This window comes from Pseudomonas sp. PsB, from assembly GCF_043658375.1.
Lineage (GTDB): Bacteria > Pseudomonadota > Gammaproteobacteria > Pseudomonadales > Pseudomonadaceae > Aquipseudomonas > Aquipseudomonas putida_Z.
The window spans coordinates 1-27000 of sequence record NZ_JBIGLU010000053.1; the positions used below are offsets into that span (position 1 = coordinate 1).

Sequence of the window (27000 nt, forward strand, 5' to 3'; positions counted from 1 at the left end):
AGGTTAGCGGTTTGCGAAGCGCTGATCTGGCCCGCAGGGATGTTGATCACCTCGCCGTTGCTCAGCGCGATGGACAGACCACCGTGCTGACTCAGGTCGGCACCGGCAGGACCGGTCAGTGTGATGGTGTAAGTCACCGCCTGCCCTTCCACTGCCGGGTTCGGCGAAATGCTCAGCTCGGCCTTCACGGTGTTGATGGTATCGGTGACCGTGAGGGTCGTGGTGGCACCGGTGTTCAGATTTTCGAAGTTGTGGCTACCGGCATCGCTCACGCTGACAGTCAGGGTTTCACCGTCACGGTACACATCATCGCTCTGGGCCAAGAACGGTGCGGTGGTCGCAGTGGTGGCATCCTTGGCAAAGGTCAGGGTCTGACCGTTGCTCAGGGTGACGGTGAAGGCCTGGCCCGCTGGGTGACTCAGGGTGCCGGTGATGGTCGTGGTATTGCCTTCCTGCACGGCATTGCCGGTGAGGGTCAGCGTCACTTCATCGCCGCCATTCGGCGTGCCTGGAGTGCCAGGGTTGCCCGGGGTACCCGGTTCGTCGGTGATCTGCAGGGTCACCGGATCGCCTTTGACCAGGTTTTCAAAGACCTGTTTGCCGGTGCCTTGCTCGGTGATCCCGTTGATGGCGATGCTTGGAGCACTGCTGCCGACATAAACGTCGTTCGCCAGGTTAGCGGTTTGCGAAGCGCTGATCTGGCCCGCAGGGATGTTGATCACCTCGCCGTTGCTCAGCGCGATGGACAGACCACCGTGCTGACTCAGGTCGGCACCGGCAGGACCGGTCAGGGTGATGGTGTAAGTCACCGCCTGGCCTTCCACCGCCGGGTTCGGCGAAATGCTCAGCTCGGCCTTCACGGTGTTGATGGTATCGGTGACCGTGAGGGTCGTGGTGGCACCGGTGTTCAGATTTTCGAAGTTGTGGCTACCGGCATCGCTCACGCTGACAGTCAGGGTTTCACCGTCACGGTACACATCATCGCTCTGGGCCAAGAACGGTGCGGTGGTCGCAGTGGTGGCATCCTTGGCAAAGGTCAGGGTCTGACCGTTGCTCAGGGTGACAGTGAACGCCTGGCCCGCCGGGTGGCTCAGGGTGCCGGTGATGGTTGTGATGTTGCCTTCCTGCACGGCATTGCCGGTGAGGGTCAGCGTCACTTCATCGCCGCCATTCGGCGTACCCGGGGTGCCAGGGTTACCTGGGGTGCCCGGCTCGTCGGTGATCTGCAGGGTTACCGGGTCGCCTTTGATCAGGTTCTCAAAGACCTGTTTGCCTGTGCCTTGCTCGGTGATCCCAGAGATAGCGATGCTCGGAGCACTGCTGCCGACATAAACGTCGTTCGCCAGGTTAGCGGTTTGCGACGCACTGACCTGGCCCGCAGGGATGTTGATCACCTCGCCGTTGCTCAGGGTGATGGACAGACCACCGTGCTGACTCAGGTCGGCACCGGCAGGACCGGTCAGGGTGATGGTGTAGGTCACCGCCTGGCCTTCCACCGCCGGGTTCGGCGAGATGCTCAGCTCAGCCTTCACGGTATCGACGGTATCGGTCACAGTGAGGGAAGAAGTTGCACCGGTATTGAGGCTGCCAAAGCCATGATCGCCCGCATTGGTGACGGTGATGTTCTGGATTTCACCGTCCTGGAACACATCATCGCTCTGGGCAGCGAACTCACCGGTCGTTGCAACCGTTTCACCGGCTTTGAACGACAAAGTCTGGCCATTGCTCAGGGTCACCGTGAAATCCCTGCCTGCCGGCTGGCTCAGGGTACCGGTGATGCTGGTCAGCCCCCCTTCCTGCACATTGGTGCTGCTCAGGGTCAGCGTGGCCGCAATCGGCTGAGGCTCGGGTGGTACTTCAGGTACTAGCACCGCTGCCTGCTGTGCCGGTGTTGCATTGCCCACGAACTCTCGCGCTTGCTCAACAGCAACGCCAAGTGGACCGGTGGGGAAACCAATGGTAGGGGCGACCGACCCGCCCACTGCTTCAAGCATCACAAACGAGTGGCCGCCCCCGATGCCACCAGGGTTCGCACCTGCCCCGGTTGGGCCTGCCGCGGTCGCTTCGAGTGCGGTTGTCGGGTCTGCACCCGCGGCGATGGCTTGTTGCAGTTCGTCAACGGATGGTGCGGCCTGCGCAGTGGCTGCGCTCAGGTCCGCCACGCTATCCGGGGCATCGGCGCTCCACTGGGTGTCGCGCCCCAGGTCGAGGATGCGCCCATCGGCCAGTTCCAGGCTCACCGCGCCACCAGGGCCGGTCTGGATCTGTTCACCCGCGAACACTCGATCCCCTTCCACAAGCACACGCTGGGTGCCCTCTGGGGAAATGGCGATTACCTGGCCAACAATACTTTTGACTATGGCGATGCTCAAGGCGGCTCTCCCGGGTAACGTGTGCGATTGGCTTCCATGTTCGGCCATGCTTCGAGTGTTGTCGGCTGGCTACAAGGATGGTTTATTTTTATTGGTGCTTGTCTTTTGGCGTCAACTATAAGTCTTTTTAATTCAACCTTTATATAACGCCGCTATTGACCCCAGTCACTCAATAATAAGCAACAAAACAAATAATGGCCTAATGACATTTCGATATTAAAGGCAATATTTTTTGCTCCTACCTGCAAGCTTCGGCCACCCTGCTCGCAATCTGGAACATCGGTACCAGCGCCATAGAGGAAAGATAAGTGCGAGCGCTACTCGCTTCCCTTTATTCCGGTTGTCCTCGCCCCTCCCTACCTGCACGAAGCCTGCCCGAACTGTCAGGTTTTGAAACAGTTCCACACCTGCCCCGGTAAGCTGACGACCTCAACACACCAGGCGTTCAGCATTGGGCTCTTTGTTTTTCAAAGTCATTGCGAGGCTGCTCTGTCATTTGTGGAAGGTATTTAATCTTCGTGTGCGACAAGATATTGGCTTGTTCCGAGCACAGAATATTGGCGCATGCGAACTGGCACGCCGACTTTACAAACCCCATCAACAATCCCAGGAAACTGACGCGTGTAGTTATCGTAAATAGCTCAACGGCAGGTCACCCAAATAGACAATCAATCGCCTACAGATCGATTTACTGGACGATGAGTCTATGCGGGTCTGTGAGGGAGCAATGCGTCAGGCTCTTTACATGCAGACGCGAAAGGTGGGCAAACGTGAACGAACGGCAAGCTTATCGGCCTGAACCATTCTGCGATTGGAACGCTGGTCGAGCGCTCAACTCGATTCACCCTGCTCGTCCACCTGCCTAGCGAGGGAGGCCAGGGGGTTGCTTCCGGGCGAAGGGGCAAGGGCACAGGAAACAAAAAAGCCCTGAGTAATCAGGGCTTTAATGAGGAATGATGGCGGAAGCGTAGAGATTCGAACTCTAGGATAGTTGCCCATCGACGGTTTTCAAGACCGTTGCCTTAAACCACTCGGCCACGCTTCCAGCTCGTTTTGCGGCCGCCATAATACCGTAATGAAACAAGCTGTCAAACTCTCTGTGTCGCGGGTTGCGGGAGCTCTGATAGACTCCTAGCATCTGAACGTCTTAAAACCACAGGTTTACCAAGGAGTGTCGCCATGCGCGAACAGGATTACGCCGTACACCACGGCCAGCAGGTCGAGCAGCAGGAGATCAGCAAGGTCCTGCGCAACACGTACAGCCTGCTGGCGCTCACCCTCGCCTTCAGCGGTGTCATGGCCTTCGTGGCCCAGCAGATGCGCGTCGGCTACCCGAACGTGTTCGTGGTGCTGATCGGCTTCTACGGGCTGTTCTTCCTTACCAACAAACTGCGTGATTCGGCCTGGGGCCTGGTGTCCACCTTCGCCCTCACCGGCTTCATGGGCTTTATCCTCGGCCCTATCCTCAACCGCTACCTGGGCATGGCCGGTGGCGCCGAAGTGGTCAGCTCGGCATTTGCCATGACTGCCTTGGTGTTCGGTGGTCTGTCGGCTTATGTGCTGATTACCCGCAAGGACATGAGCTTCCTCAGCGGCTTCATCACTGCGGGCTTCTTTGTCCTGCTGGGTGCTGTGGTGGCCAGCTTCTTCTTCCAGATCAGCGGCCTGCAACTGGCGATCAGCGCTGGCTTCGTGCTGTTCTCGTCGGTCTGCATCCTGTTCCAGACCAGCGCGATCATTCACGGTGGCGAGCGTAACTACATCATGGCGACCATCAGCCTGTATGTGTCGATCTACAACCTGTTTGTCAGCCTGCTGCAGCTGTTTGGCATCATGGGTCGTGATGACTGATTGATTGCTGCAAGAGAAAGCCCGCTTCGGCGGGCTTTTTTTGTGGGCGCTCAACTCATCGATTTAGCTGGAGCCTTGTGGGAGCGGGCGAGCCCGCGAACACCGGCGAAGCCGGTGCCATACACCGAGTCGCATTCTTCGCGGGCACGCCCGCTCCCACAGGTTCGACACCTGGGAAAAAGCGCCCAATAACTGACCATAAAGTCAGATAACCAGGCGAATGGTCGCCGATCATGCCGCCATCGTGCTTTTCTCTACCCCATTTCGCCATCACCCCGTAGAATGCGCTCCTTTTTTCTTCCGGGGCAGCTTTTCGCAATGAGCTCACACGAACACAGCCCAGGCGCGGCGGCGCCTGCCAATGAACTGGTGCTTGGTCTTGAGGACAAGCCACGGCTGTTGATCGGCCTGCTGGCAGCACTGCAGCATCTGTTGGCGATCATCGTGCCGATCGTCACCCCTGGCCTGCTGATTTGCCAGGCGCTGGGGGTTTCCGCACGTGATACCAACCTGATCGTCTCCATGTCGCTGGTCATCTCGGGTATCGCCACCTTCGTCCAGTGCAAGCGCTTCGGGCCGTTCGGTGCCGGGCTGCTGATCGTCCAGGGCACCAGCTTCAACTTCGTCGGCCCGCTGATTGCCGGCGGGGCGCTGATGGTCAAGCAAGGTACGCCGGTAGAAGGCGTGATGGCGGCCATCTTTGGTGTGGTAATCGCCGGCTCGTTCGTCGAGATGGGCGTGTCGCGCATCCTGCCCTTCGTCAAACGCCTGATTACCCCGCTGGTCACCGGCATCGTGGTGCTGATGATCGGCCTGACCCTGATCAAGGTCGGCCTGATCAGCATGGGTGGTGGCTTCGGCGCCATGGCCAATGGCACCTTCGCCAATGGCGAGAACCTGCTGCTGTCGGGCGTGGTGCTGGCGATCATCGTCATCCTCAACCGCATCCCGGTGGTGTGGATGCGCAGCTGCGCCATCGTTATTGCCCTGGCGGCCGGCTATGCGCTGGCCGGTTACCTGGGCCGCCTGGATTTCACCGGCATGCACGAAGCCGCGCTGTTCCAGGTGCCGACGCCGCTGCACTTCGGCCTGGGCTTCTCCTGGGCACTGTTCATCCCGATGCTGGTGATCTACCTGGTAACTTCGCTGGAAGCCATCGGTGACGTAACCGCCACCAGCAAGGTGTCGCGCCAGCCGGTCGAAGGGCCGGTGTGGATGCAGCGGATCAAGGGCGGTGTGCTGGTGAACGGGGCTAACTCGCTGCTGGCCGGTTTGTTCAACACCTTCCCGAGCTCGATCTTTGCCCAGAACAATGGCGTGATTCAGCTGACCGGGATCGCCAGCCGCCATATCGGTATGTGGATTGCCGTGATGCTGGTGCTGCTGGGGCTGTTTCCGAGCGTTGCCGGGGTGATCCAGGCGGTGCCGGAGCCGGTGCTGGGTGGTGCGGCCATGGTCATGTTCGGGGCGGTTGCGGCTTCGGGGATCAATATCCTGGCCAGCACTCGCCTGGACCGTCGTGCCCTGCTGATCATCGCTGTATCCCTGGCCCTCGGCCTGGGTGTGGCGCAGGTGCCGGAGTTCCTGGCGCACATGCCTGCAGCGATTCGCAATGTGCTGGAGTCGGGCGTGGCTACCGGGGGTATCTGTGCCCTGGTGTTGAACTGGTTCTTGCCGGAGAGCAAGGAACAGGCTTGAGCCTGGAGTCCTTCTGTCAGGGCCATGGGGCTGCTTTGCAGCCCATCGCGACGCAAGGCCGCTCCTACACGAGGCCGCGTAGACCTGAAGATTGGTGCAAGACAAAAAGCCCGCCCCGCCATGTACAAGCGGGCGCGGGCTTTTTTGCTTTATCATGGCACCATTCCTTTTGCATGAGTTATCCATGAAATTCGCTATCGCGGTGTTCTCCCCGGCCCATGCGCCCTCCTCGCGGCGCGCCCTGCGCTACGCCGAGGCGGTGCTGGCCGGCGGGCATGAGATTGCCCGGCTGTTCTTCTACCAGGACGGGGTACACAGTGCCTCGGCCAACGTGGTCGCCCCCCAGGACGAGCTGGATGTTGCCAGCCAATGGCGCGAGTTCATTGCAGCCCACCAGCTGGACGCAGTGGTGTGCATCGCCGCCGCCCTGCGCCGTGGCGTGCTCGACGAGGCCGAGGCCAACCGCTACCAGCGCCCGGCCGTGAACCTGCCCAAGCCTTGGGAGCTGTCGGGGCTTGGCCAGCTGCATGAGGCGGCGCAAGTTGCCGATCGCCTTGTCTGCTTCGGAGGCGACTGAAATGGCCAAATCCTTGTTGATCATCAGCCGCCAGGCGCCGTGGAACGGCCCATCGGCCCGTGAAGCACTGGACATTGCCCTGGCTGGCGGCGCGTTCGATCTGCCGCTGGGCATGCTGTTCCTCGATGACGGCGTGTTCCAGCTCGCTGCGGACCAGCAGCCCACCGCCGTGCAACAGAAGAACCTGGCCGCCAACTTGCAGGCACTGCCAATGTTCGGCGTCGAAGAACTGTTCGCCTGCAGCCACAGCCTCACTCGCCGCGGCCTGGCAGCCGACACTCTGACGCTGCCGGTGCAAGTGCTGGACGACGCGGCCCTGACCGCACTCATCGCCCGTTTCGACCAGGTGGTAACGCTCTGATGACGACCCTGCATGTAATTGCCCACTCCCCGTTTGGCGACGAGCGCCTGGCCAGCTGCCTGCGCCTGCTCGGCACCGACGACGCCCTGCTGCTGTGCGGCGATGCTGTATATGCCCTGCGCAGCGGCAGCGAACCGCACCAACAGCTGCAAGCCGCCGGCCTGGCCCAGCGCCTGTTCGCCCTGGAAGAAGACGTGCAGGCCCGCGCGGTCGGCAACGAGCTGGCCAAGGCCGTGGATTACGCCGGGTTCGTCGAACTGTCGCTGCATTACGACAAGGTCAACAGCTGGCTATGAATACCCTCAACGTTGGCGATCAGGCGATCGCCCTGGACAAGGACGGCTTCCTGGTCGACCTGCAAGACTGGTCGCATGCCGCCGCCGAGGCTTTGGCCGCGCGCGAGGGCATCCCGTTGACGGCGGACCACTGGGAAATCCTCGAACTGCTGCGCCAGTTCTATCAGGAATACCAGCTGTCCCCGGCCACGCGCCCGCTGATCAAGTACACGGCCCTCAAACTGGGCCCGGACAAGGGCAACAGCCCGCACCTCAACCGCCTGTTCAACGGCACTCCCGCCAAACTGGCCGCCAAGCTGGCGGGCCTGCCCAAGCCGACCAACTGCATATGACAGAACCTCGCCCGCTTACCTTGGAAACCCCTACCGAACACCCGTTCGCCGAGTTCGTGCGCATTCTTGGCAAAGGCAAGCGCGGCGCGCGTGGCCTGACCCGTGAAGAGGCCCGCACGGCCATGACCCTGCTGCTGGAAGGCAAGGTCGAAGATGCCCAGCTCGGTGCCTTTCTCATGCTGCTGCGGCACAAGGAAGAAAGCGCCGAAGAACTGGCCGGCTTCACCGAGGCCCTGCGCGCCCACCTGCAGGCGCCGCGCATCGCCGTTGACCTTGACTGGCCCACCTACGCCGGCAAGAAGCGCCACCTGCCCTGGTACCTGCTGGCTGCCAAATGCCTGGCCAACAATGGCGTGCGCATCCTGATGCACGGTGGCGGTGCGCATACCGCCGGGCGCATGTACACCGAGCAACTGCTGTCCTTGCTGGAAATTCCACTGTGCCGTGACTGGGCTGCGGTCAGCCGGGCCCTGGACCAGCAGCGCCTGGCCTTCTTCCCGCTGCAGGACTGGGCGCCGCAGTTGCAGCGCATGATCGATCTGCGCAACACCCTGGGCCTGCGTTCGCCCATCCACTCGCTGGCCCGGGTGCTCAACCCGCTGGCTGCGCGTTGTGGCCTGCAGAGCATCTTCCACCCCGGTTACCAGGCGGTGCACCGCGAGGCCAGCCGCCTGCTGGGCGACCATGCCGTGGTAATCAAGGGTGATGGCGGCGAGATCGAGGTCAACCCCGATGTCATCAGCCATCTGTACGGCACCACCGCCGGCGAGGCCTGGGACGAGGAATGGCCAGCGCTGAGCGAACGCCGCCACGTGAAGCCGCCAAGCCTGCAACCCGAGCAATTGCTGGCGGTCTGGCGTGGCGAGGCCGAGGACAGCTACGGTGAAATGGCCGTGGTCGCGACCATCGCCCTGGCCCTGCGCGGCCTGGGCCAGGACCGTGAGCATGCTTTCGCCACGGCACGCGGTTACTGGGGCGCACGCAACCAATCGAATAACTAGATAGTAAGAGTGCAGTCTTTGCGCTAGTTATTCGAACGTTTTCCCCTAGACTGGGCTCCAACGACAAACAACTTTGTTCCGAGGAGCTCACCATGGGCCTTTTGATCGACGGCCGCTGGCATGACCAGTGGTATGAAAACGGCAAGGACGGCACGTTCAAACGCGAAAACGCCCAACGCCGCAATCAGCTGCCCGCTCCCGAAGCTGGCCGCTACCACCTGTACGTCTCGCTGGCCTGCCCATGGGCGCACCGCACCCTGATCTTCCGTGCCCTCAAGGGCCTGGAGCCACTGATCGACGTGTCGGTGGTCAGCTGGCTGATGCAGGACCATGGCTGGACTTTCGACCAGCAGCAAGGCTCCAGCGGTGACCACCTCGACGCGCTGCAGTACCTGCACCAGCGCTACACCCAAGATGACCCGCACTACACTGGCCGCGTGACTGTACCGGTGCTGTGGGACAAGAAAGAGAAACGCATCGTCAACAACGAGTCGTCGGAGATCATCCGCATCTTCAACAGCGCGTTCAACGAACTGACCGGCAATACACTGGACCTGTACCCAGAGCCGCTGCGCCCGACCATCGAGGCGCTGAACGAGCGCATCTACCCGGCGGTGAACAACGGCGTGTATCGCGCAGGCTTCGCCACTACGCAGGAAGCCTACGAGGCTGCGTTTGACGAAGTGTTCAACGAACTTGACTACCTGGAAGACTTGCTGAGCCGCAACCGCTACCTGGCCGGGGAATACCTGACCGAGGCCGATGTGCGCCTGTTCACCACCCTTGTGCGCTTCGATGCGGTGTACCACGGGCACTTCAAGTGCAACCTGCGCCGCCTGAGCGATTATCACAACCTGTCGAACTGGCTGCGTGAGCTGTACCAGTGGCCGGGGGTGGCGGGCACAGTGGACATGGAGCATATCCAGAAGCACTACTACATGAGCCACAAGACCATCAACCCGAACGGGATCGTGCCCAAGGGGCCGCTGCAAGACTTCAACCTGCCGCATGATCGGGAGCGGTTGGCAGGCAAGGGGATTTGGCAGGCTTGAGATTGCAGGGGCTGCTTTGCAGCCCATCGCGACACAAGGCCGCTCCTACAGGGGATCGCTATCTCCTGTAGGAGCGGCCTTGTGTCGCGATGGGCCGCAAAGCGGCCCCAACGATTTCAACTGTTCTGCGAACCTTCAAACCAGGCCAGCTTGTCACGCAACTGCACCACTTCCCCGACAATCACCAGGGTCGGCGCATGCACTTCATGCTGGGCCACCAGGTCCGGCAAGTCCGCCAAGGTGCCGGTGAACACCCGCTGATTACGCGTAGTCCCCTGCTGCACCAGCGCCGCCGGGGTACTGGCCGCACGGCCATGGCGAATCAGCTCGGCGCAGATGGTCGGCAAGCCCACCAAGCCCATGTAGAACACCAAGGTCTGTGCCGGCGCCACCAGGTCATGCCAAGGCAGGTTGCTGGTGCCATCCTTCAGGTGCCCGGTCACGAAACGTACCGACTGGGCATAGTCGCGGTGAGTCAGCGGAATTCCACCATAGGCGGAACACCCACTGGCCGCGGTAATGCCCGGCACCACCTGGAACGGGATGCCATGCTCGGCCAATTCTTCGATCTCTTCGCCGCCCCGGCCGAAGATGAACGGGTCGCCGCCCTTCAGGCGCAGCACACGCTTGCCCTGCCGGGCCAGGTCGACCAGCAGGCGGTTGATCTGGTCCTGAGGCACGGCATGGTCGGCGCGACGCTTGCCCACGTAGATACGCTCGGCATCGCGGCGGCACATCTCGATGATCGCCGGTGCCACCAGGCGGTCGTACAGCACCACGTCGGCCTGCTGCATCAGGCGCAAGGCACGGAAGGTCAGCAAGTCCGGATCGCCCGGGCCCGCCCCCACCAGGTACACCTCACCGCCCTGCTGCACCGGCGCACCGTCGACCATCGCCTGCAACAGGCGCTCGGCCTCGGCGCCCTGCCCGGCCAGCTGGCGCTCGGCAATCGGCCCCTGAAACACGGTTTCCCAGAAGCCACGGCGCTGGTTGACATCCGGGTACAAGGCCTTGACCTTGTCGCGGAAGCGCGCGGCCAAGCCGGCCAGCTCGCCATAGGCGGACGGGATCCAGGCCTCCAGCTTGGCGCGAATCAAACGCGCCAGTACCGGGGCATCACCGCCACTGGACACCGCGACCACCAACGGCGAACGGTCGACGATCGCCGGGAAGATCACCGTGCACAGGGCCGGCGCATCCACCACGTTGACCGGCAGGCTGAGGGCCTGCGCATCCGCCGACACCTGGGCATTGAGCCCGGGGTCGTCGGTGGCCGCGATTACCAGCCGGCAACCGACCAGGTCGGCTGCCTGATAGCCGCGCACCAGCACCTCGCCGCCACCTTCCCGGGCCAGTGCGGCCAACTGGCCGTCGACATCCGGTGCCACCACGCGCAGCGCGGCGCCGGCATCGGCCAGCAGGCGCGCCTTGCGCAAGGCGATCTCACCGCCGCCAACGACCAGCACGCGGCCGCCCTGCAGCTTGTGGAACAGCGGCAGGTAATCCATTTAGCGGATAACCTCGACGCCGCCCATGTAAGGCTTCAGCACTTCCGGCACACGGATCGAACCGTCGGCCTGCTGGTAGTTTTCCAGCACGGCAACCAGGGTACGGCCTACGGCCAGGCCGGAGCCGTTGAGGGTGTGCACCAGCTCTGGCTTGCCGGTTTCCGGGTTGCGCCAGCGGGCCTGCATGCGGCGCGCCTGGAAGTCACCGCAGTTGGAGCACGAGCTGATTTCGCGGTACTTGTCCTGGCTTGGTACCCACACTTCCAGGTCGTAGGTCTTCACCGCACCAAAGCCCATGTCGCCGGTGCACAGGGCCAGCACGCGGTACGGCAGCTCCAGCAGCTGCAGCACGCGCTCGGCGTTGGCAGTCAGGCCTTCCAGGGCTTCCATCGACTTGGACGGCTCGACCACCTGCACCATCTCGACCTTGTCGAACTGGTGCTGGCGGATCATGCCGCGGGTGTCACGGCCGGAAGCACCGGCTTCGCTGCGGAAGCACGGGGTGTGGGCAACCAGCTTCAGTGGCAGCTGCTTGGCGTCGAGGATTTCACCGGCCACCAGGTTGGTCAGCGACACTTCAGCGGTCGGGATCAGGTAGAAGTCGGCCTCGCCTTCGCGGCTGATCTTGAACAGGTCTTCCTCGAACTTCGGCAGCTGGCCGGTGCCCTGCAGGGCCGGGGCCTGGACCAGGTACGGGGTGTAGTGCTCCTCGTAGCCGTGCTCGCCGGTGTGCAGGTTGATCATGAACTGCGCCAGGGCGCGGTGCAGGCGGGCGATCGGGCCGCGCAGCACGGCAAAGCGTGCGCCAGACAGCTTGGCGGCGGCTTCGAAGTCCAGGCCACCGCTGACTTCGCCAAGGGCGACGTGGTCCTTGATTTCGAAGTCGAAAGCCTTCGGCGTGCCCCAACGGCGCACTTCGACGTTGTCGTCTTCGCTGGCACCGACCGGTACGCTGGCGTCCGGCAGGTTGGGAATGGTCAGCAGGATGCCATCCAGTTCAGCCTGGATGCCGTCCAGCTCGGTCTTGCCGGCAGCCAGTTCGTTGGCCATGCGCTCGACGTCGGCCATCAGCGGCGCAATGTCTTCGCCCTTGGCCTTGGCCTGGCCGATGGACTTGGAACGGGCGTTACGCTCGGCCTGCAGCTGCTCGGTGCGGGTCTGCACAGCCTTGCGGCGCTCTTCCAGTGATTCGATGCGCGCGACATCCAGGCTGAAGCCACGGGAGGCCAGGCGATCCGCCACTTCCTGAAGTTGGCCGCGTAACAGTTTGGAATCGAGCATATCGTTCTCTCGTTATGTGTAGGTGTTGGTTCAGAATCGGGTCAGGGACAGGCCGGCCCAGGTCGCGAGCAGCCCGCCCACCACGCTGATACCGGTATAGCCCAGAGCCAGCGGCACCTGCCCGCTTTCCAGCAGGCGTACGGTATCCAGCGAAAAGGAGGAAAAAGTCGTCAGGCCACCGAGGAAGCCGACGATCAGCCCGGCGCGCAGCTCGACCGGCACGATCGGCTTGTGCAGGAACAGGCCATAGAGCAGGCCGATCAGCAGGCAGCCAACCAGGTTGACCGCCAGCGTACCGAGATAGAAGTGCCGTGGCCAGTGGGCAGCCACCCAGTTGGTGGTAGCAAAGCGCAACAAGGTACCGGCAATACCGCCAGCGCTGACGGCGGCAATCAGTGCAATCACGGTTTTCTCCGCTGGCGGGGGCTGTTGCGGTCAAGGTCGGCCAAGTGGCGCAGCTTCTCGCCAATCTTCAGTTCCAGGCCACGGGGCACCGGCTGGTAGTACTGGCGAGGCTCGAGCTCCTCGGGGAAGTAGTCTTCGCCGGCGGCATAGGCGTCGGGTTCATCGTGGGCATAGCGGTACTCGTCGCCGTAGCCCAGTTGCTTCATCAGCTTGGTCGGGGCGTTGCGCAGGTGCAGCGGCACTTCCAGCGAACCATGCTCGGCAGCCTCGCGCAGGGCGGTCTTGAAGCCCATGTACACCGCGTTGCTCTTCGGCGCACAGGCAAGGTAGGTGATGGCCTGGGCCACCGCCAGTTCGCCCTCGGGGCTGCCCAGGCGCTCTTGCACATCCCAGGCCGCCAGGCACAGGCTGAGCGCGCGCGGGTCGGCGTTGCCGATGTCCTCGCTGGCCATGCGCACCACGCGGCGGGCGATGTACAGCGGGTCGCAGCCGCCGTCGAGCATGCGCGCGAACCAGTACAGGGCGCCATCGGGGTTGGAGCCGCGCACCGACTTGTGCAGCGCGGAAATCTGGTCGTAGAACGCCTCGCCACCCTTGTCGAAGCGGCGGCGGCTGTCGCCGAGCAGGCTCTGCAGCATCTCGACGTCGATCTCGCTGCCGTCTTCAGCCAGGTCCGAGGCGTTTTCCAGGAAGTTGAGCATGCGCCGGCCATCGCCATCGGCGGCGGCCATCAGCATCTTGAAGGCGTCGTCACCAACCCGCAGGTTGCGCTTGCCCAGGCCGCGCTCTTCAGTCAGCGCGCGGTTGACCAGCTTGCGCAGTGCCGCCTCGTCCAGGCTCTTGAGCACATACACCCGCGCCCGCGACAGCAATGCGTTGTTCAGCTCGAACGACGGGTTTTCGGTGGTGGCGCCAATGAACAGCAGGGTGCCGTCTTCCACATAGGGCAGGAAGGCATCCTGTTGCGACTTGTTGAAGCGGTGCACTTCGTCGACGAACAGGATGGTACGGCGGCCGTACTGGCCAGCCTGCTGCTTGGCCACTTCGACCGCCTGGCGAATCTCCTTCACCCCGGCCAGTACCGCCGACACCGTTTCGAAGTGCGCGTCGCAGAACTGCGCCAGCAGCCGCGCGAGGGTGGTCTTGCCCACCCCTGGCGGCCCCCAGAAGATCATCGAGTGCAGCGCACCCTGCTCCAGCGCCTCGCGCAGCGGTTTGCCGCGCGCCAGCAGGTGCTCCTGGCCGACGTACTCGTCCAGGTTGGACGGGCGCAGGCGAGCGGCCAGGGGCTGGGCGACGGGTTCGCTTCGAAACAGGTCCATGGCGAGCTCTGGTTACTCCTTGATGACGTCCGCGCCTTTGGGGATGTCGAACTTGAACTTGCTGTCCGGCACCGCCTGGTTGGCTTTCACGCCATTGAACAGGATGTTGGTGCGCTGGCCGACGCTGTCGATCAGCTGCATGTCGTTGATCAGGCCCTTGCGGAACGACACGCGCAGCGAGTCGAACAGGGTGTCCTTGGTCTTCGGCTTGAGGGTGAAGTCCATCACTTCGCCCTGCTCCTTGGAGCTGATGTCGAAGCTCTGGCTGATCTTCGACACGTCACCGGACAGCAGCAGCGCCGGGGTCTGGTTCAGGCGCTGGTCAAGCTTCTTGATGGTGGCCTGCTCCAGGTCCGGGTCCCACAGGGTGACGTTCTTGCCGTCGGATACCACCACCTGCTCCTGCGGCGCATCGGTGTGCCAGTAGAACAGGCCCGGGCGCTTGACGGTCATCTTGCCGGAGGTTTCCTGCAGGCTGGTGCCGCCGGCGTCCAGGGTCAGCTGGGAAAAGTTGGCCTCGATGGTCTGCGACTTTTCCAGCAATTGGGTCAGGCGTTGTACGTCTTGCTCACCGGCAAAAGCCGATACGGTGGCCGACACAGAAGCCGCGGCCAGGGCAGAAACCAACAGCATGCGAATCGCGCGCATGGGAGTCCTCATCGAGCATTGAAAAGGCCGGGCGCCACCGTTGGCGCCCGGCAAGGTGTTCGTCAGTCGCGCGGGCCGCCCGGGGCTATCACTTCCCGCGAGCCGTTGCTGTTCATGGGGGTGACCACGCCGGCCATTTCCATGGCTTCGATCATGCGGGCGGCGCGGTTGTAGCCGATCTTCAGTTTGCGCTGCACGGCCGAGATGGACGCGCGGCGGCTTTCCAGCACGAACTGCACGGCCTCATCATACAGGGCGTCGCTTTCCGAATCTTCGCCATCGCCACCACCGCCGCCGCCTTCGAAGCCGCTGCCGGCCTCCTCGACGCCGTTGAGGATGTCGTCGTTGTAGTCCGGGGCGCCGCGCAGCTTCCACGCTTCCACCACGCGGTGCACCTCGTCGTCGGAGACGAACGCGCCGTGCACACGAATCGGCAGGCTGGTGCCCGGCGGCATGTACAGCATGTCACCGTGGCCCAGCAGCTGTTCGGCACCACCCTGGTCGATGATGGTCCGCGAGTCGATCTTGCTCGACACCTGGAACGCCATGCGGGTCGGGATGTTGGCCTTGATCAGGCCGGTAATCACATCCACCGATGGGCGCTGGGTAGCGAGGATCAGGTGGATACCGGCCGCACGTGCCTTCTGGGCGATACGGGCGATCAGCTCTTCGACCTTCTTGCCGACGATCATCATCATGTCGGCGAATTCGTCGACCACCACCACGATGGTCGGCAGGGTTTTCAGCGCAGGCGGCTCGTCGTCCATGCTCTCGCGGCGGTACAGCGGGTCATGGATGATCTCGCCGGCGTCCTGGGCGTCCTTGATCTTGCGGTTGAAGCCGGCCAGGTTACGCACGCCCATGGCCGCCATCAGCTTGTAGCGCCGCTCCATCTCGGCCACGCTCCAGCGCAGGGCGTTGGCGGCATCCTTCATGTCGGTGACCACCGGGCACAGCAGGTGCGGGATGCCCTCGTAGATCGACAGTTCGAGCATTTTCGGGTCGATCATGATCAGCCGCGCGTCTTCCGGGCTGGACTTGAACAGGATCGACAGGATCATCGCGTTCACACCCACCGACTTACCGGAACCGGTGGTACCGGCCACTAGCAGGTGCGGCATCTTGGCCAGGTCGGTGATCACCGGCTTGCCGCCGATGTCGTGGCCCAGGGCCAGGGTGACCGGCGACTTCTGCTCGTCGTACTGCGGTGTGGCCAGCACTTCGGAGAAACGCACCATCTGCCGGTTCTCGTTGGGGATCTCGATACCCACGGTGGTCTTGCCGGGGATGACCTCGACCACACGCACACTGGTCACTGCCAGCGAACGCGCCAGGTCCTTGGCCAGGTTGGCGATACGGCTGACCTTCACGCCGGCGGCCGGCTGGATTTCGTAACGGGTAATCACCGGGCCCGGGTGGATCGAGTCCACCGCCACTTCCACGCCGAATTCCTTGAGTTTGATTTCCAGCAGCTGGCCGACACCGGCCAGGGATTCCGGCGAGTACTCGATCTTCTTCTGTTCGGCCGGGTCGAGGATTGAGATCGACGGCAAGGTACCTTCCACCGCGCTGTCGACGAACAGCGGCGCCTGCTTCTCCTTCATCACCCGCTTGCTCGGCTCCGGCGCCCTGGCGGGTGTCGGCGGCACGATCATCGGGGCCGCGGCAGGTGGTTCGCGGGAGATTACCGGCTCACGAGGTGCCGGCGACTCGCGTGGCACCACAGGCTCGCGCGACAGGGTTGGCTCACGTGGTTCGACCGACTGGGCAGGTGCTTCTTCACGCTTGAAGATGCGCTCGCGCAGCGCCGTCTTGGCCGGTTCGCGCTTGTCGGCGGCCATCGGCGCGGCCTTGACCACCGGTTCATCCTCGCGCAGCTGCGCCTCCAGGCGCTTGCGTTCGTTGCGTGCTTCCCACCAACGGTTGGCGGCGCCCTGCACCAGCTCGAACAGGTCGAGGGTGATCTTGCCGGTCAGGTCCATCACCTTGAACCACGACAGGTCGGTGAACACGGTCAAGCCGAACAGGAACAGGGCAATGAACATCAGCGTGCTGCCCTGCACGTTCAGCAGGTTGCGCGCCAGGTCGCCCAGGCTCTCGCCCAGCGCACCACCGGCGGAGAACGGCATGCTCGCAGGCGGGTGGAAATGGATATGCGCCAGCGCCGCACCAGACAGCACCAGGAACACCAGGCCGATCAGCCGCCAGGAGAACAGCCAGCCGCTCCAGTCCCAGGGCTGGTGGCGTTCGCGGAAGATCTGCCAGGTCTTTATCGCCAGCAGCAGCGGGAAGATGTAGGCGAAGTACCCCAGCACCATGAACAGGATGTCGGCGAAGTAGGCACCGGCACGCCCGGCGGCGTTCTGCACCTGGTCGACGTTGCTGGTGTGGCTGAAGCCCGGGTCCGACGTATCGTAGGTCAGCAGCGCCATCCACAGGTACAGGCACAGGGCGCCGACAGCGATCAACGCACCTTCCTTGAGGCGATAATGCAGCTGCTGCCGCCACAGGGGGACGGGCAAGGGAGCTGGAGTTGCGGTGGATTTCTTCAAAACGCGTCTATTCCTGCGCGTGCTGCGCGTCCAATAGTGATCGGCCGACGGTGCGGCCAATGAACCACTACTTTTAACATTACTGCCCGCCAGCCGCCATGGCGGCACGCCAGATGGGGGTATGGCCGGGGGCGACTTTCATATAGCTGCAATTTGAGCATGCATTTTCTTTTGTGACAAAGGCTTATGCTGTGTTTTTGCACAGGTGTGACAGCAAATGTAGCGGATGGTGCCTGCTGTTCCATGAATGTGTAGGAAATTGCCTAAATTACCGAGGCAACCTTGCTCCTTGTAGGAGCAGCCTTGTGCTGCGAAGAGGCCACCAAGGCCGTCACACCGGCTGTGGCACTACTGGCCTCTTCGCAGCGCAAGGCTGCTCCTACAAGGTGCCCTTCTGGCTTTGGGGGCCAAAGAGATTGACCCTGCTTTTCACCCGCGCCATGCTGCCCTCTCCCCTCCCCCACCGCACGATAGACCATGCTCACCTGGCTGACCCGCGACTCGCTGACCTTCCCGCCCCTGGAAAAGGCCCTGCACGACCCCAACGGCCTGCTCGCTGCCGGCGGCGACCTGAGCCCCGAGCGCCTGGTGCAGGCCTATCGCCATGGCTGCTTCCCGTGGTATCAGGACGGCCAGCCGATCCTCTGGTGGTCGCCCGACCCGCGCACGGTGCTGCTCCCGGAGCAGCTGCACGTGTCGCGCTCGCTGGCCAAGCTGATGCGCCAGGGTCGTTACCAGGTCAGCTTCGACACCGACTTCCCGGCGGTGATCGCCGCCTGCGCCGCGCCACGCGACTACGCCGACGGCACCTGGATCACCGACACCATGCGCGCCGCCTACTGCGAGCTGCACCGGCGCGGCATCGCCCATTCGGTGGAGGTGCGCCAGGATGGCGAGCTGGTCGGCGGCCTGTACGGCCTGGCCATGGGCCAGCTGTTCTTCGGCGAATCGATGTTCAGCCGCACCGACAATGCCTCCAAGGTCGGCTTCGTGACCCTGGTCAACCACCTGCGCCAGGCCGGTTTCGTCCTCATCGACTGCCAGATGCCGACCAACCACCTGCACAGCCTGGGCGCCCACGCCATCAGCCGCGCCGAGTTCGCCGGCTACCTGGCACGCCACCTCGACCAGCCCACCAGCGCCACATGGCTTCCCTAGGCGAGTTCTCATAGCTGGCTTACACTTAAAGCAAAGTCTCACCGAGGGGGTTGATCATGACAGAGTTGGCGCGGTTGAAGTTCTATGCCACTCAGCCCCACTCCTGCAGCTATCTGCCCGACGAACAGGCAACCACACTGTTCCTCGACCCCAGCCAGCCGATGGACGTGCACGTGTACGCCGATTTGTCGGAAATGGGCTTCCGCCGTAGTGGCGACCACCTGTACCGCCCGCATTGCCAGAACTGCAATGCCTGCGTGCCGGCACGCATCCCGGCGGCGCGTTTCATCCCCAACCGCCAGCAACGGCGCATCCTCAAGCGCAATGCCGACCTGACCGTGACCGCCGCGCGCCCGGCATTCAAGGAAGAGTACTTCGAGCTGTACCGGCGCTATATCGAAACGCGCCACGCCGACGGTGACATGTACCCGCCCAGCCGCGACCAGTTCTCCACCTTCCTGGTGCGCGACCTGCCGTTCTGCTGGTTCTACGAGTTCCGCCTGGAAGGCCGCTTGATGGCGGTAGCGGTGTGCGACCTGCTGCCCAACGGCCTGTCAGCGGTGTACACCTTCTACGAGCCGGACGAAGAACGCCGCAGCCTGGGCCGCTTCGCCATCCTCTGGCAGATCACCGAAGCCCTGCGCCAGGACCTGGAGGCGGTTTACCTGGGTTACTGGATCAAGAACTGCAAGAAAATGAACTACAAGACGCAGTATCGGCCTATCGAACTGTTGATAAATCAGCGCTGGGTCACCCTCAACTGAAAGGCATTGGCTTGACACACAGTTTTCGGGCATAATCCACGCCACTTTTTTGCCCGGTGCGGTTATGCGTCGGGCCAACACTGGATCCGAGGGCTCTACTGCATGTCGAAAGAAGACAGCTTCGAAATGGAAGGTACTGTCGTCGACACCCTGCCCAACACCATGTTCCGCGTGGAGTTGGAAAACGGGCACGTCGTAACCGCGCACATCTCCGGAAAGATGCGCAAGAACTACATCCGTATTCTCACTGGCGACAAGGTCCGCGTCGAACTGACGCCCTACGACCTGAGCAAGGGCCGCATCACCTACCGTGCGCGCTAAGCTCAAGCCATGAAAAAGCCCGGCCATGTGCCGGGCTTTTTTGTGCCTTCAGGATTGCAGGGGCTGCTTTGCAGCCCATTCGCAGCACAAGGCTGCTCCTACAAGGGCAACGCGCATTCCCTGTAGGAGCAGCCTTGTGCTGCGAATGGGCCGCAACGCGGCCCCCGCTATCACGCAACCTCAGCCGTGGTCTCGAAGTCGAACACCAACTCGCCATCGCGCAGGTCGACGTGCACCACGCCACCATGCTCGGCCAGTTCGCCAAACAGGATCTCCTCGGCCAGCGGCCGCTTGATCTTGTCCTGGATCAGCCGCGCCATCGGCCGCGCACCCATCTGCACGTCGTAGCCCGAGGCCGCCAGCCAGCCGCGTGCATCATCGCTGACTTCCAGCAACACTCGTTTGTCTTCCAGCTGCGCCTGCAGTTCGATAAGGAACTTGTCGACGATGCTCTTGATCGTCTCGTGGCTCAGGCGGCCAAACTGGATGATGGTGTCCAGGCGGTTGCGGAACTCCGGCGTGAAGCTCTTGCGGATGACTTCCATGGCATCGGACGCATGGTCCTGATGAGTAAAGCCGATCGAGGCCCGCGCGGCGGTTTCTGCGCCAGCGTTGGTGGTCATGATCAGGATCACGTTGCGGAAGTCGGCCTTGCGCCCGTTGTTGTCGGTCAGGGTGCCGTGGTCCATCACCTGCAGCAGCAGGTTGAAGACTTCCGGGTGAGCCTTCTCGATTTCGTCGAGCAGCAATACGCAGTGCGGTTGCTTGGTGATCGCCTCGGTCAGCAAACCACCCTGGTCGAAGCCAACATAGCCAGGAGGCGCACCGATCAGGCGCGACACGGTGTGGCGCTCCATGTACTCGGACATGTCGAAGCGCACCAGCTCCACGCCCAGCGCCTTGGCCAGCTGCCGTGCTGCTTCGGTCTTGCCGACGCCGGTCGGGCCGGCGAACAGGAACGAACCGACAGGCTTGTCCGGCGACTTGAGGCCGGCGCGGGACAGCTTGATGGCGGTGGCCAGCGAATCGATCGCCTGGTCCTGACCAAATACGGTCAACTTCAGGTCACGCTCGAGGTTGCGCAGCAGTTCCTTGTCGGAACTGGTGACGTGCTTCGGCGGAATCCGCGCGATCTTGGCGACGATGTCTTCGACCTGCGGCACGTCGATGCGCTTGACGCGGTTGGCCTCCGGCTGCAGGCGCTGGTAGGCACCGGCTTCGTCGATCACGTCGATGGCCTTGTCCGGCATGTGCCGGTCATTGATGTAGCGCGAGGCCAGTTCAGCGGCGGCGCGCAAGGCTTCGTCGCTGTACTCGATGTTGTGGTGGCTTTCGAAGCGGCCTTTCAGGCCACGCAGGATGCCCACGGTGTCTTCGACCGACGGCTCGCTGACATCGACCTTCTGGAAGCGCCGCGCCAGAGCACGGTCCTTCTCGAAAATGCCGCGGAATTCCTGGAAGGTGGTCGAACCGATGCAACGGATTTCACCGGACGACAGCAATGGCTTGAGCAGGTTGGACGCATCCATCACCCCGCCCGACGCCGCACCGGCACCAATGATGGTGTGGATTTCGTCGATGAACAGGATCGCCTGCGGGCGCTTGCGCAGCTCGCCGAGCAGCGCCTTGAAGCGCTTCTCGAAATCGCCACGGTATTTGGTACCCGCCAGCAGTGCGCCGAGATCGAGGGAATACACCACGCTCTGCGCCAGCAAATCGGGCACCTGGCCATCGACGATACGCTTGGCCAGGCCTTCGGCGATGGCGGTCTTGCCCACGCCTGCCTCACCCACCAGCAGCGGGTTGTTCTTGCGCCGACGGGCAAGGATTTGCGCCACGCGCTCAACTTCCTGCTCGCGGCCTACCAGCGGGTCGATACGGCCGGCACGGGCCAGTTCGTTCAGGTTGCTGGCATAGGCATCCAGCGGGTTGCTCGAAGAGGCGGTATCGCCGCCCTCTTCATCCTGCATTTCCTGGTCGTTTTCGGAATGCGGACCATGGCCCGGCACCTTGGAGATGCCATGGGCGATGTAGTTGACCACGTCGATGCGGGCCACGCTCTGCTGCTTGAGCAGGAACACGGCCTGGCTTTCCTGTTCGCTGAAGATCGCCACCAGCACGTTGGCGCCAGTGACTTCACGCTTGCCGGAGCTTTGCACGTGGAACACGGCACGCTGCAGTACACGCTGGAAGCCCAGGGTCGGCTGGGTTTCGCGATCTTCATCGTTGACCGGGATCAGGGGTGTGGTGGAATCGATGAACTCTTGCAGGTCGTGCTTGAGTTTGTCGAGATTGGCGCCACAGGCGCGCAGAACGGTCGCGGCAGCCTCATTGTCAAGGAGTGCCAGCAGCAGATGTTCGACGGTCATGAACTCATGACGCTTCGAACGAGCCTCCTTGAAGGCAAGATTGAGGGTGACTTCGAGCTCGCGGTTTAACATAGCTTCACCTCATACCCAAGTGGTCGGCGATTAACCGTCCTTCTCGATTTCACAGAGTAGCGGATGCTGGCTTTCCCTGGCGTATTGGTTGACCTGCATAGCCTTTGTTTCGGCGATGTCACGGGTAAACAATCCGCACACTGCCCGCCCTTCGGTATGGACGGTCAGCATGATCTTGGTCGCCAGCTCGCGGTTCAGATTGAAGAACGTCTCGAGCACTTCGACGACGAAATCCATCGGCGTGTAGTCATCGTTGAACAAAACCACCTTGTACATCGGTGGCGCCTGCAGGATCGGCTTGGCTTCCTGAACTGCAAGACCCGAGCCGTCGTCCTCATTCGATTGCGGGCGATCCTGATTGAATGTTAGTCGAATCTCACTAGGTGCATGCATGGAAAGAATTTCATCATGAGCGACAGGTTAAGGTTGTGGGTTGACTGCGAAGGGCACGGCCAGCGCAGGCGCCGGGCGACCTTGACTATCGGCAAAACGGTGTTACAACCAATAAGAACCCACCGTGGTCGATAAAGATCCGCGCAGTCAACCAGATTTTTCGCATGGTTCGTATGCGGATGAAGTGGATGATACTCCAGTGATGGAGTCCTTTGCAGAGGGACATAGGGATGGCAAGCGGTAAAGTCAAGTGGTTCAACAATGCCAAGGGCTACGGATTCATCAATGAAGAGGGCAAGACTGACGACTTGTTCGCTCATTATTCAGCCATCCAGATGGACGGGTACAAGACGCTCAAGGCCGGCCAGGCCGTGAGCTTCGACATCGTCCAGGGCCCCAAAGGCCTGCACGCGGTGAATATCAGCAGCGCCACTGCCGCCGCGGCCGCCAGGGCTCCGCACACCAGCAGCACTGCCGACGCCTGAACTGCCGCGCTGCCTGCCGGTACACGAAAAAACCGGCCGCCTCCTGACTGGAAGCGGCCGGTTTTCCGTTGCCTTACATATGCTTGATCATTTCATCGCCAAAGCCTGAACTGCTTACCAGCCTGGCGCCGTCCATCAGGCGTTCGAAGTCATAGGTCACGGTCTTGGCGGCAATCGCGCCATTGGTACCCTTGATGATCAGGTCCGCCGCCTCGGTCCAGCCCATGTGCCGCAGCATCATCTCCGCCGACAGGATCACCGAGCCCGGGTTGACCTTGTCCTGCCCGGCATACTTGGGCGCGGTGCCGTGGGTGGCCTCGAACATGGCCACGGTGTCGGACAGGTTGGCACCCGGCGCAATGCCGATACCGCCCACTTCCGCCGCCAGGGCATCGGACAGGTAGTCACCGTTGAGGTTGAGGGTGGCGATCACGTCGTACTCGGCCGGGCGCAGCAGGATCTGCTGCAGCATGGCGTCGGCGATGGCGTCCTTGACGATGACCTCACGGCCGCTCTTGGGGTTCTTGAACTTCATCCACGGGCCACCATCGAGCAACTCGGCCCCGAACTCGTCGCGCGCCACTTCATAGCCCCAGTCCTTGAAGGCACCCTCGGTGAACTTCATGATGTTGCCCTTGTGCACCAGGGTCAGCGACTCGCGGTCGTTGTCCACCACATACTGCAGGGCCTTGCGCACCAGGCGCTTGGTGCCTTCCTTCGACACCGGCTTGACGCCAATGCCACAGTCCTGGTCGAAGCGGATCTTGGTAACGCCCATTTCCTCCTTGAGGAACTTGATCACCTTGTTCGCCTCGGGCGAACCGGCCTTCCACTCGATGCCGGCATAGATGTCTTCGGAGTTCTCGCGGAAGATCACCATGTCCACATCGCCTGGCTTCTTCACCGGGCTGGGCACGCCCTGGAACCACAGCACCGGGCGCAGGCACACGTACAGGTCCAGCTGCTGGCGCAGGGCCACGTTGAGCGAACGGATACCGCCGCCCACCGGGGTGGTCAGCGGCCCCTTGATCGACACCACGTAATCACGCACGGCATCGAGGGTTTCCTGGGGCAGCCAGGTGTCCTGGTCGTACACCTGGGTGGCTTTTTCGCCGGCGTACACCTCCATCCAGGCGATCTTGCGCTTGCCGCCGTAGGCCTTCTGCACGGCGGCGTCGACCACTTTTATCATTACCGGCGAGACATCGACGCCAATCCCGTCGCCCTCGATATAAGGAATGATCGGGTTGTCGGGAACGTTGAGCGAATGGTCTGCATTGACGGTGATCTTCGCGCCGTCGGTCGGAACCTTGATTTTCTGGTATCCCATGCTTGCACTACTCCGCTGTCGGGTGTGATTGGACATCATGCGATCCACTGAGCCTAAACCACATCTGCCGACCTGCAAGGCATGCGACAACCCGCCACATTGCCGCTTAGTCTTTGGTCTTATAAATGGGCCGATATCACTTGGCCTTGCTGATTAGCCCGAATGGTTTGGTATACTCCGCCGCGACCGAAGGGTCATCGGGGCGATCCCTTGGAAAAATGCGGACCGCCCTTGGCCATGAATGGACACAAAGCCTGGCCACGAAGCCTGGACTGTTACCGCAGCCCAGCACTTGACGCTCGACTGATGCATCCACCATCACCGCTCGCAGCCTCTCGACTTTCCGCTCATGGCGTTGCCAGGGCGATGCGCCTACCCTGCGCACCACGAGACTCGAGCACGCTCAGCACACAGAGAGTTAACCCGCATGCCCACCCGTTCCAAGATCATCTATACCTTCACCGACGAAGCCCCCGCCCTCGCCACTTACTCGCTGCTGCCGATCATCGAAGCCTTCACCGCTTCGGCTGACATCGCCGTCGAAACCCGCGACATCTACCTGGCTGGCCGTATCCTCGCCGCCTTCCCGGAGCAACTGGGCGCAGAGAAGCAAGTAGGCGATCACCTGGCGGAACTGGGCCAGCTGGCTACCACCCCTGAAGCCAACATCATCAAGCTGCCGAACATCAGCGCCTCGGTACCGCAGCTGAAAGCCGCGATCAAGGAACTGCAGGGCAAGGGCTTCAACATCCCTGACTACGCCGACGAGCCGGCCACCGCGGAAGAGAAAGAATCCCGCGCCCGCTACGACCGCATCAAAGGTTCCGCCGTGAACCCGGTCCTGCGCGAAGGCAACTCCGACCGCCGCGCGCCGCTGTCGGTCAAGAACTACGCCCGCAAGCACCCGCACAAGATGGGCGCCTGGGCTGCCGACTCCAAGTCGCACGTTGCCCACATGACCCAGGGTGACTTCTACGGCAGCGAGAAAGCCGCACTGATCGAAGCTGACGACAGCCTGCGCATCGAGCTGGTCGGCAAAGACGGCAACACCACCGTACTGAAAGAAAAGACTGCGGTAAAAGCTGCCGAAGTCATCGACTGCGCCACCATGAGCCGCAAGGCCCTGAAAGCCTTCATCGCCGAGCAGATCGCCGATGCCAAGGCTTCCGGCGTGCTGCTGTCGGTACACCTGAAAGCCACCATGATGAAGGTCTCCGACCCGATCATGTTCGGCGTCATCGTCGAAGAGTTCTACAACGACGTGCTGGCCAAGCACGCCGCCGCCCTGGCTGAAGTAGGCTTCAACGCCAACAACGGCATCGGCGACCTGTACGCCCGCATCAAGGACCTGCCAGCCGAGAAGCAGGCCGAGATCGAAGCCGACATCCAGGCCCTGTACGCCCAGCGTCCGGCCCTGGCCATGGTCAACTCCGACAAAGGCATCACCAACCTGCACGTGCCGAGCGACGTCATCGTCGACGCCTCGATGCCGGCCATGATCCGTGACTCGGGCAAGATGTGGAACGCCGCCGGCGAACTGCAGGATGCCAAGGCGATCATCCCGGACCGCTGCTACGCCGGCATCTACCAGGCCACCATCGAAGACTGCAAGGCCAACGGCGCCTTCGACCCGACCACCATGGGCAGCGTACCGAACGTCGGCCTGATGGCACAGAAGGCCGAAGAATACGGCTCCCACGACAAGACCTTCCAGATCAAGGCCGACGGCGTCGTGCGCGTGGTCGACAGCAAAGGCCAGGTCGTTCTCGAGCAGAACGTCGAAGCCGGCGACATCTTCCGCATGTGCCAGGTCAAGGACGCGCCGATCCAGGACTGGGTCAAGCTGGCCGTCAACCGTGCCCGCCTGAGCAACACCCCTGCAGTGTTCTGGCTGGACCCGGCCCGCGCCCACGACGGCGTGATGATCGAGAAGGTGCAGAAGTACCTGAAGGATCACGACACCACCGGCCTGGACATCCGCATCCTGGCACCGGTCGACGCCATCAAGTTCTCCCTGGCCCGCATCCGCGAAGGCAAGGACACCATCTCGGTGACCGGCAACGTGCTGCGCGACTACCTGACCGACCTGTTCCCGATCATGGAACTGGGCACCAGCGCCAAGATGCTGTCGATCGTGCCGCTGATGAGCGGTGGTGGCCTGTTCGAAACCGGCGCCGGCGGTTCGGCACCGAAGCACGTGCAGCAGCTGGTGGAAGAGAACTTCCTGCGTTGGGACTCGCTGGGTGAATTCCTGGCCCTGGCCGCTTCCCTGGAGCACCTGGGCAACACCTACGACAACCCGCGCGCCAAAGTGCTGGCCAACACCCTGGACCAGGCCACCGGCAAGTTCCTCGACACCAACAAGTCGCCTTCGCGCAAAGTCGGTGGTATCGACAACCGCGGCAGCCACTTCTACCTGACCCTGTACTGGGCCCAGGCCCTGGCTGCGCAGAACGACGACGCTGCCCTGCAGACACGCTTCGCACCACTGGCCAAGACCCTGACCGAGAACGAGGAGACCATCGTCGCCGAGCTCAACGCCGTCCAGGGCAAGCCGGCCGACATCGGTGGCTACTACGCTCCGGATGCCGAGCTGACCGCCAAGGTGATGCGCCCAAGCCAGACCCTGAACAGCGCCATTGCCGCCCTGTAAGGTTCGCTTGAAGTAACAGCACAAACCCCGGCCACGCACCGGGGTTTGTGCTTTCTGGTCCCCGGGGCTGCTTTGCAGCCCTTTCGCGACACAAGGCCGCTCCTACAGGAGACCGCGCTCCGTTGTAATCGATGGACTCGCCCCCGCCGAGGCATCACAGTGCCACGGTGGCGTTCTAAGAAGCCAACGGCAGCGAGGG

General features: G+C 62.5%; 23 protein-coding genes and 1 tRNA gene. 13 read left to right on the plus strand and 11 right to left on the minus strand.

What is annotated here, in order from left to right; genetic code table 11:
* Both ACGLHT_RS28250 and ACGLHT_RS28255 read right to left on the minus strand, forming a co-directional pair.
* The coding region (locus ACGLHT_RS28250) for a retention module-containing protein (protein ID WP_394520748.1) at positions 1-2372 on the minus strand (2372 nt) is incomplete at its 3' end.
* 957 nt (positions 2373-3329) lie between these two features.
* A tRNA-Ser gene (locus ACGLHT_RS28255) sits at positions 3330-3417 on the minus strand.
* Between the two features lie 134 nt (positions 3418-3551).
* On the opposite strand from ACGLHT_RS28255, the gene ACGLHT_RS28260 reads away from it, so the two are divergent.
* From ACGLHT_RS28260 to ACGLHT_RS28295, 8 genes are all read left to right on the plus strand, one after another.
* The gene (locus tag ACGLHT_RS28260) at positions 3552-4223 is read left to right on the plus strand and encodes a Bax inhibitor-1/YccA family protein (RefSeq protein WP_003251184.1); all 672 of its coding nucleotides are present in this window, start codon (positions 3552-3554) and stop codon (positions 4221-4223) included.
* A 318-nt stretch (positions 4224-4541) separates the two neighbouring features.
* The gene (locus ACGLHT_RS28265; RefSeq protein WP_137164359.1) at positions 4542-5921 is read left to right on the plus strand and encodes a nucleobase:cation symporter-2 family protein; all 1380 of its coding nucleotides are present in this window, start codon (positions 4542-4544) and stop codon (positions 5919-5921) included.
* A gap of 184 nt (positions 5922-6105) precedes the next feature.
* A complete protein-coding gene (gene tusD / locus ACGLHT_RS28270) occupies positions 6106-6498 on the plus strand; it encodes a sulfurtransferase complex subunit TusD (protein WP_061551162.1) in 393 nt (130 codons plus the stop codon).
* Between the two features lies 1 nt (position 6499).
* Positions 6500-6859: a sulfurtransferase complex subunit TusC gene (tusC, locus tag ACGLHT_RS28275; protein WP_025339764.1), complete on the plus strand. Its 360-nt coding sequence runs from the start codon at positions 6500-6502 to the stop codon at positions 6857-6859.
* Complete coding sequence (gene tusB / locus ACGLHT_RS28280; RefSeq protein ID WP_085614914.1) at positions 6859-7155, plus strand: sulfurtransferase complex subunit TusB; 297 nt, start codon at positions 6859-6861, stop codon at positions 7153-7155. The genes tusC and tusB overlap by 1 nt, the downstream gene beginning before the upstream one ends.
* Positions 7152-7487, plus strand: coding sequence for a TusE/DsrC/DsvC family sulfur relay protein (locus ACGLHT_RS28285; protein WP_025339766.1), 336 nt, complete (start codon positions 7152-7154; stop codon positions 7485-7487). Before tusB ends, ACGLHT_RS28285 begins: the two co-directional genes overlap by 4 nt.
* On the plus strand, positions 7484-8488 hold the full coding sequence (locus ACGLHT_RS28290; protein WP_274121150.1) for a glycosyl transferase family protein: 1005 nt from the start codon (positions 7484-7486) through the stop codon (positions 8486-8488). The genes ACGLHT_RS28285 and ACGLHT_RS28290 overlap by 4 nt, the downstream gene beginning before the upstream one ends.
* 92 nt (positions 8489-8580) lie before the next feature.
* Positions 8581-9540 (plus strand): glutathione S-transferase family protein, encoded by a 960-nt coding sequence (locus ACGLHT_RS28295; protein WP_013973281.1) that lies wholly within the window; start codon positions 8581-8583, stop codon positions 9538-9540.
* A gap of 116 nt (positions 9541-9656) precedes the next feature.
* Here ACGLHT_RS28295 and cysG read toward each other — a convergent pair whose 3' ends face one another.
* The 6 genes from cysG to ACGLHT_RS28325 form a co-directional block, all read right to left on the minus strand.
* The gene (cysG, locus tag ACGLHT_RS28300) at positions 9657-11048 is read right to left on the minus strand and encodes a siroheme synthase CysG (RefSeq protein ID WP_013973282.1); all 1392 of its coding nucleotides are present in this window, start codon (positions 11046-11048) and stop codon (positions 9657-9659) included.
* Complete coding sequence (gene serS / locus ACGLHT_RS28305) at positions 11049-12329, minus strand: serine--tRNA ligase (RefSeq protein WP_025339770.1); 1281 nt, start codon at positions 12327-12329, stop codon at positions 11049-11051.
* Between the two features lie 30 nt (positions 12330-12359).
* Positions 12360-12734: a fluoride efflux transporter CrcB gene (gene crcB / locus ACGLHT_RS28310; RefSeq protein ID WP_025339771.1), complete on the minus strand. Its 375-nt coding sequence runs from the start codon at positions 12732-12734 to the stop codon at positions 12360-12362.
* The gene (locus tag ACGLHT_RS28315) at positions 12731-14056 is read right to left on the minus strand and encodes a replication-associated recombination protein A (RefSeq protein WP_013973284.1); all 1326 of its coding nucleotides are present in this window, start codon (positions 14054-14056) and stop codon (positions 12731-12733) included. Before ACGLHT_RS28315 ends, crcB begins: the two co-directional genes overlap by 4 nt.
* 12 nt (positions 14057-14068) lie before the next feature.
* On the minus strand, positions 14069-14704 hold the full coding sequence (gene lolA / locus ACGLHT_RS28320) for an outer membrane lipoprotein chaperone LolA (protein WP_003258873.1): 636 nt from the start codon (positions 14702-14704) through the stop codon (positions 14069-14071).
* A gap of 62 nt (positions 14705-14766) precedes the next feature.
* Positions 14767-17316 (minus strand): DNA translocase FtsK 4TM domain-containing protein, encoded by a 2550-nt coding sequence (locus ACGLHT_RS28325; protein WP_394520749.1) that lies wholly within the window; start codon positions 17314-17316, stop codon positions 14767-14769.
* A 417-nt stretch (positions 17317-17733) separates the two neighbouring features.
* Here ACGLHT_RS28325 and aat point away from each other — a divergent pair, with 417 nt between their 5' ends.
* From aat to infA, 3 genes are all read left to right on the plus strand, one after another.
* A complete protein-coding gene (gene aat / locus ACGLHT_RS28330; RefSeq protein WP_274121152.1) occupies positions 17734-18414 on the plus strand; it encodes a leucyl/phenylalanyl-tRNA--protein transferase in 681 nt (226 codons plus the stop codon).
* 56 nt (positions 18415-18470) lie between these two features.
* Positions 18471-19178 (plus strand): arginyltransferase, encoded by a 708-nt coding sequence (locus ACGLHT_RS28335; RefSeq protein ID WP_013973288.1) that lies wholly within the window; start codon positions 18471-18473, stop codon positions 19176-19178.
* A 102-nt stretch (positions 19179-19280) separates the two neighbouring features.
* Positions 19281-19499 (plus strand): translation initiation factor IF-1, encoded by a 219-nt coding sequence (infA, locus tag ACGLHT_RS28340; protein ID WP_002553999.1) that lies wholly within the window; start codon positions 19281-19283, stop codon positions 19497-19499.
* 170 nt (positions 19500-19669) lie between these two features.
* Here the strand turns inward: infA and clpA are convergent, their stop codons facing one another.
* Together clpA and clpS are read right to left on the minus strand one after the other, a co-directional pair.
* Positions 19670-21940 carry an ATP-dependent Clp protease ATP-binding subunit ClpA gene (gene clpA, locus ACGLHT_RS28345; RefSeq protein ID WP_025339774.1) on the minus strand — a complete coding sequence of 757 codons (2271 nt, stop codon included), beginning with the start codon at positions 21938-21940 and terminating at the stop codon, positions 19670-19672.
* Between the two features lie 30 nt (positions 21941-21970).
* Positions 21971-22333: an ATP-dependent Clp protease adapter ClpS gene (gene clpS / locus ACGLHT_RS28350; protein WP_013973290.1), complete on the minus strand. Its 363-nt coding sequence runs from the start codon at positions 22331-22333 to the stop codon at positions 21971-21973.
* 230 nt (positions 22334-22563) lie between these two features.
* Here clpS and cspD point away from each other — a divergent pair, with 230 nt between their 5' ends.
* Positions 22564-22818: a cold shock domain-containing protein CspD gene (gene cspD / locus ACGLHT_RS28355; RefSeq protein WP_025339775.1), complete on the plus strand. Its 255-nt coding sequence runs from the start codon at positions 22564-22566 to the stop codon at positions 22816-22818.
* Between the two features lie 73 nt (positions 22819-22891).
* Here cspD and icd read toward each other — a convergent pair whose 3' ends face one another.
* Positions 22892-24148, minus strand: a complete 1257-nt coding sequence (gene icd / locus ACGLHT_RS28360; protein WP_025339776.1) for an NADP-dependent isocitrate dehydrogenase — start codon at positions 24146-24148, stop codon at positions 22892-22894.
* Between the two features lie 427 nt (positions 24149-24575).
* Here icd and ACGLHT_RS28365 point away from each other — a divergent pair, with 427 nt between their 5' ends.
* Positions 24576-26801, plus strand: coding sequence for an NADP-dependent isocitrate dehydrogenase (locus ACGLHT_RS28365; RefSeq protein WP_394520750.1), 2226 nt, complete (start codon positions 24576-24578; stop codon positions 26799-26801).
* Positions 26802-27000: the final 199 nt, after the last annotated feature.

Excerpts from the sequence above, each read along its gene's own strand:
- ACGLHT_RS28260 (WP_003251184.1), top strand. The coding sequence starts at position 3,552 with ATGCGCGAACAGGATTACGCCGTACACCACGGCCAGCAGGTCGAGCAG.
- ACGLHT_RS28265 (WP_137164359.1), top strand. The coding sequence starts at position 4,542 with ATGAGCTCACACGAACACAGCCCAGGCGCGGCGGCGCCTGCCAATGAA.
- tusD (WP_061551162.1), top strand. The coding sequence starts at position 6,106 with ATGAAATTCGCTATCGCGGTGTTCTCCCCGGCCCATGCGCCCTCCTCG.
- tusC (WP_025339764.1), top strand. The coding sequence starts at position 6,500 with ATGGCCAAATCCTTGTTGATCATCAGCCGCCAGGCGCCGTGGAACGGC.
- tusB (WP_085614914.1), top strand. The coding sequence starts at position 6,859 with ATGACGACCCTGCATGTAATTGCCCACTCCCCGTTTGGCGACGAGCGC.
- ACGLHT_RS28285 (WP_025339766.1), top strand. The coding sequence starts at position 7,152 with ATGAATACCCTCAACGTTGGCGATCAGGCGATCGCCCTGGACAAGGAC.
- ACGLHT_RS28290 (WP_274121150.1), top strand. The coding sequence starts at position 7,484 with ATGACAGAACCTCGCCCGCTTACCTTGGAAACCCCTACCGAACACCCG.
- ACGLHT_RS28295 (WP_013973281.1), top strand. The coding sequence starts at position 8,581 with ATGGGCCTTTTGATCGACGGCCGCTGGCATGACCAGTGGTATGAAAAC.
- cysG (WP_013973282.1), bottom strand. The coding sequence starts at position 11,048 with ATGGATTACCTGCCGCTGTTCCACAAGCTGCAGGGCGGCCGCGTGCTG.
- serS (WP_025339770.1), bottom strand. The coding sequence starts at position 12,329 with ATGCTCGATTCCAAACTGTTACGCGGCCAACTTCAGGAAGTGGCGGAT.
- ACGLHT_RS28315 (WP_013973284.1), bottom strand. The coding sequence starts at position 14,056 with ATGGACCTGTTTCGAAGCGAACCCGTCGCCCAGCCCCTGGCCGCTCGC.
- lolA (WP_003258873.1), bottom strand. The coding sequence starts at position 14,704 with ATGCGCGCGATTCGCATGCTGTTGGTTTCTGCCCTGGCCGCGGCTTCT.
- aat (WP_274121152.1), top strand. The coding sequence starts at position 17,734 with ATGCTCACCTGGCTGACCCGCGACTCGCTGACCTTCCCGCCCCTGGAA.
- ACGLHT_RS28335 (WP_013973288.1), top strand. The coding sequence starts at position 18,471 with ATGACAGAGTTGGCGCGGTTGAAGTTCTATGCCACTCAGCCCCACTCC.
- infA (WP_002553999.1), top strand. The coding sequence starts at position 19,281 with ATGTCGAAAGAAGACAGCTTCGAAATGGAAGGTACTGTCGTCGACACC.
- clpA (WP_025339774.1), bottom strand. The coding sequence starts at position 21,940 with ATGTTAAACCGCGAGCTCGAAGTCACCCTCAATCTTGCCTTCAAGGAG.
- clpS (WP_013973290.1), bottom strand. The coding sequence starts at position 22,333 with ATGCATGCACCTAGTGAGATTCGACTAACATTCAATCAGGATCGCCCG.
- cspD (WP_025339775.1), top strand. The coding sequence starts at position 22,564 with ATGGCAAGCGGTAAAGTCAAGTGGTTCAACAATGCCAAGGGCTACGGA.
- icd (WP_025339776.1), bottom strand. The coding sequence starts at position 24,148 with ATGGGATACCAGAAAATCAAGGTTCCGACCGACGGCGCGAAGATCACC.
- ACGLHT_RS28365 (WP_394520750.1), top strand. The coding sequence starts at position 24,576 with ATGCCCACCCGTTCCAAGATCATCTATACCTTCACCGACGAAGCCCCC.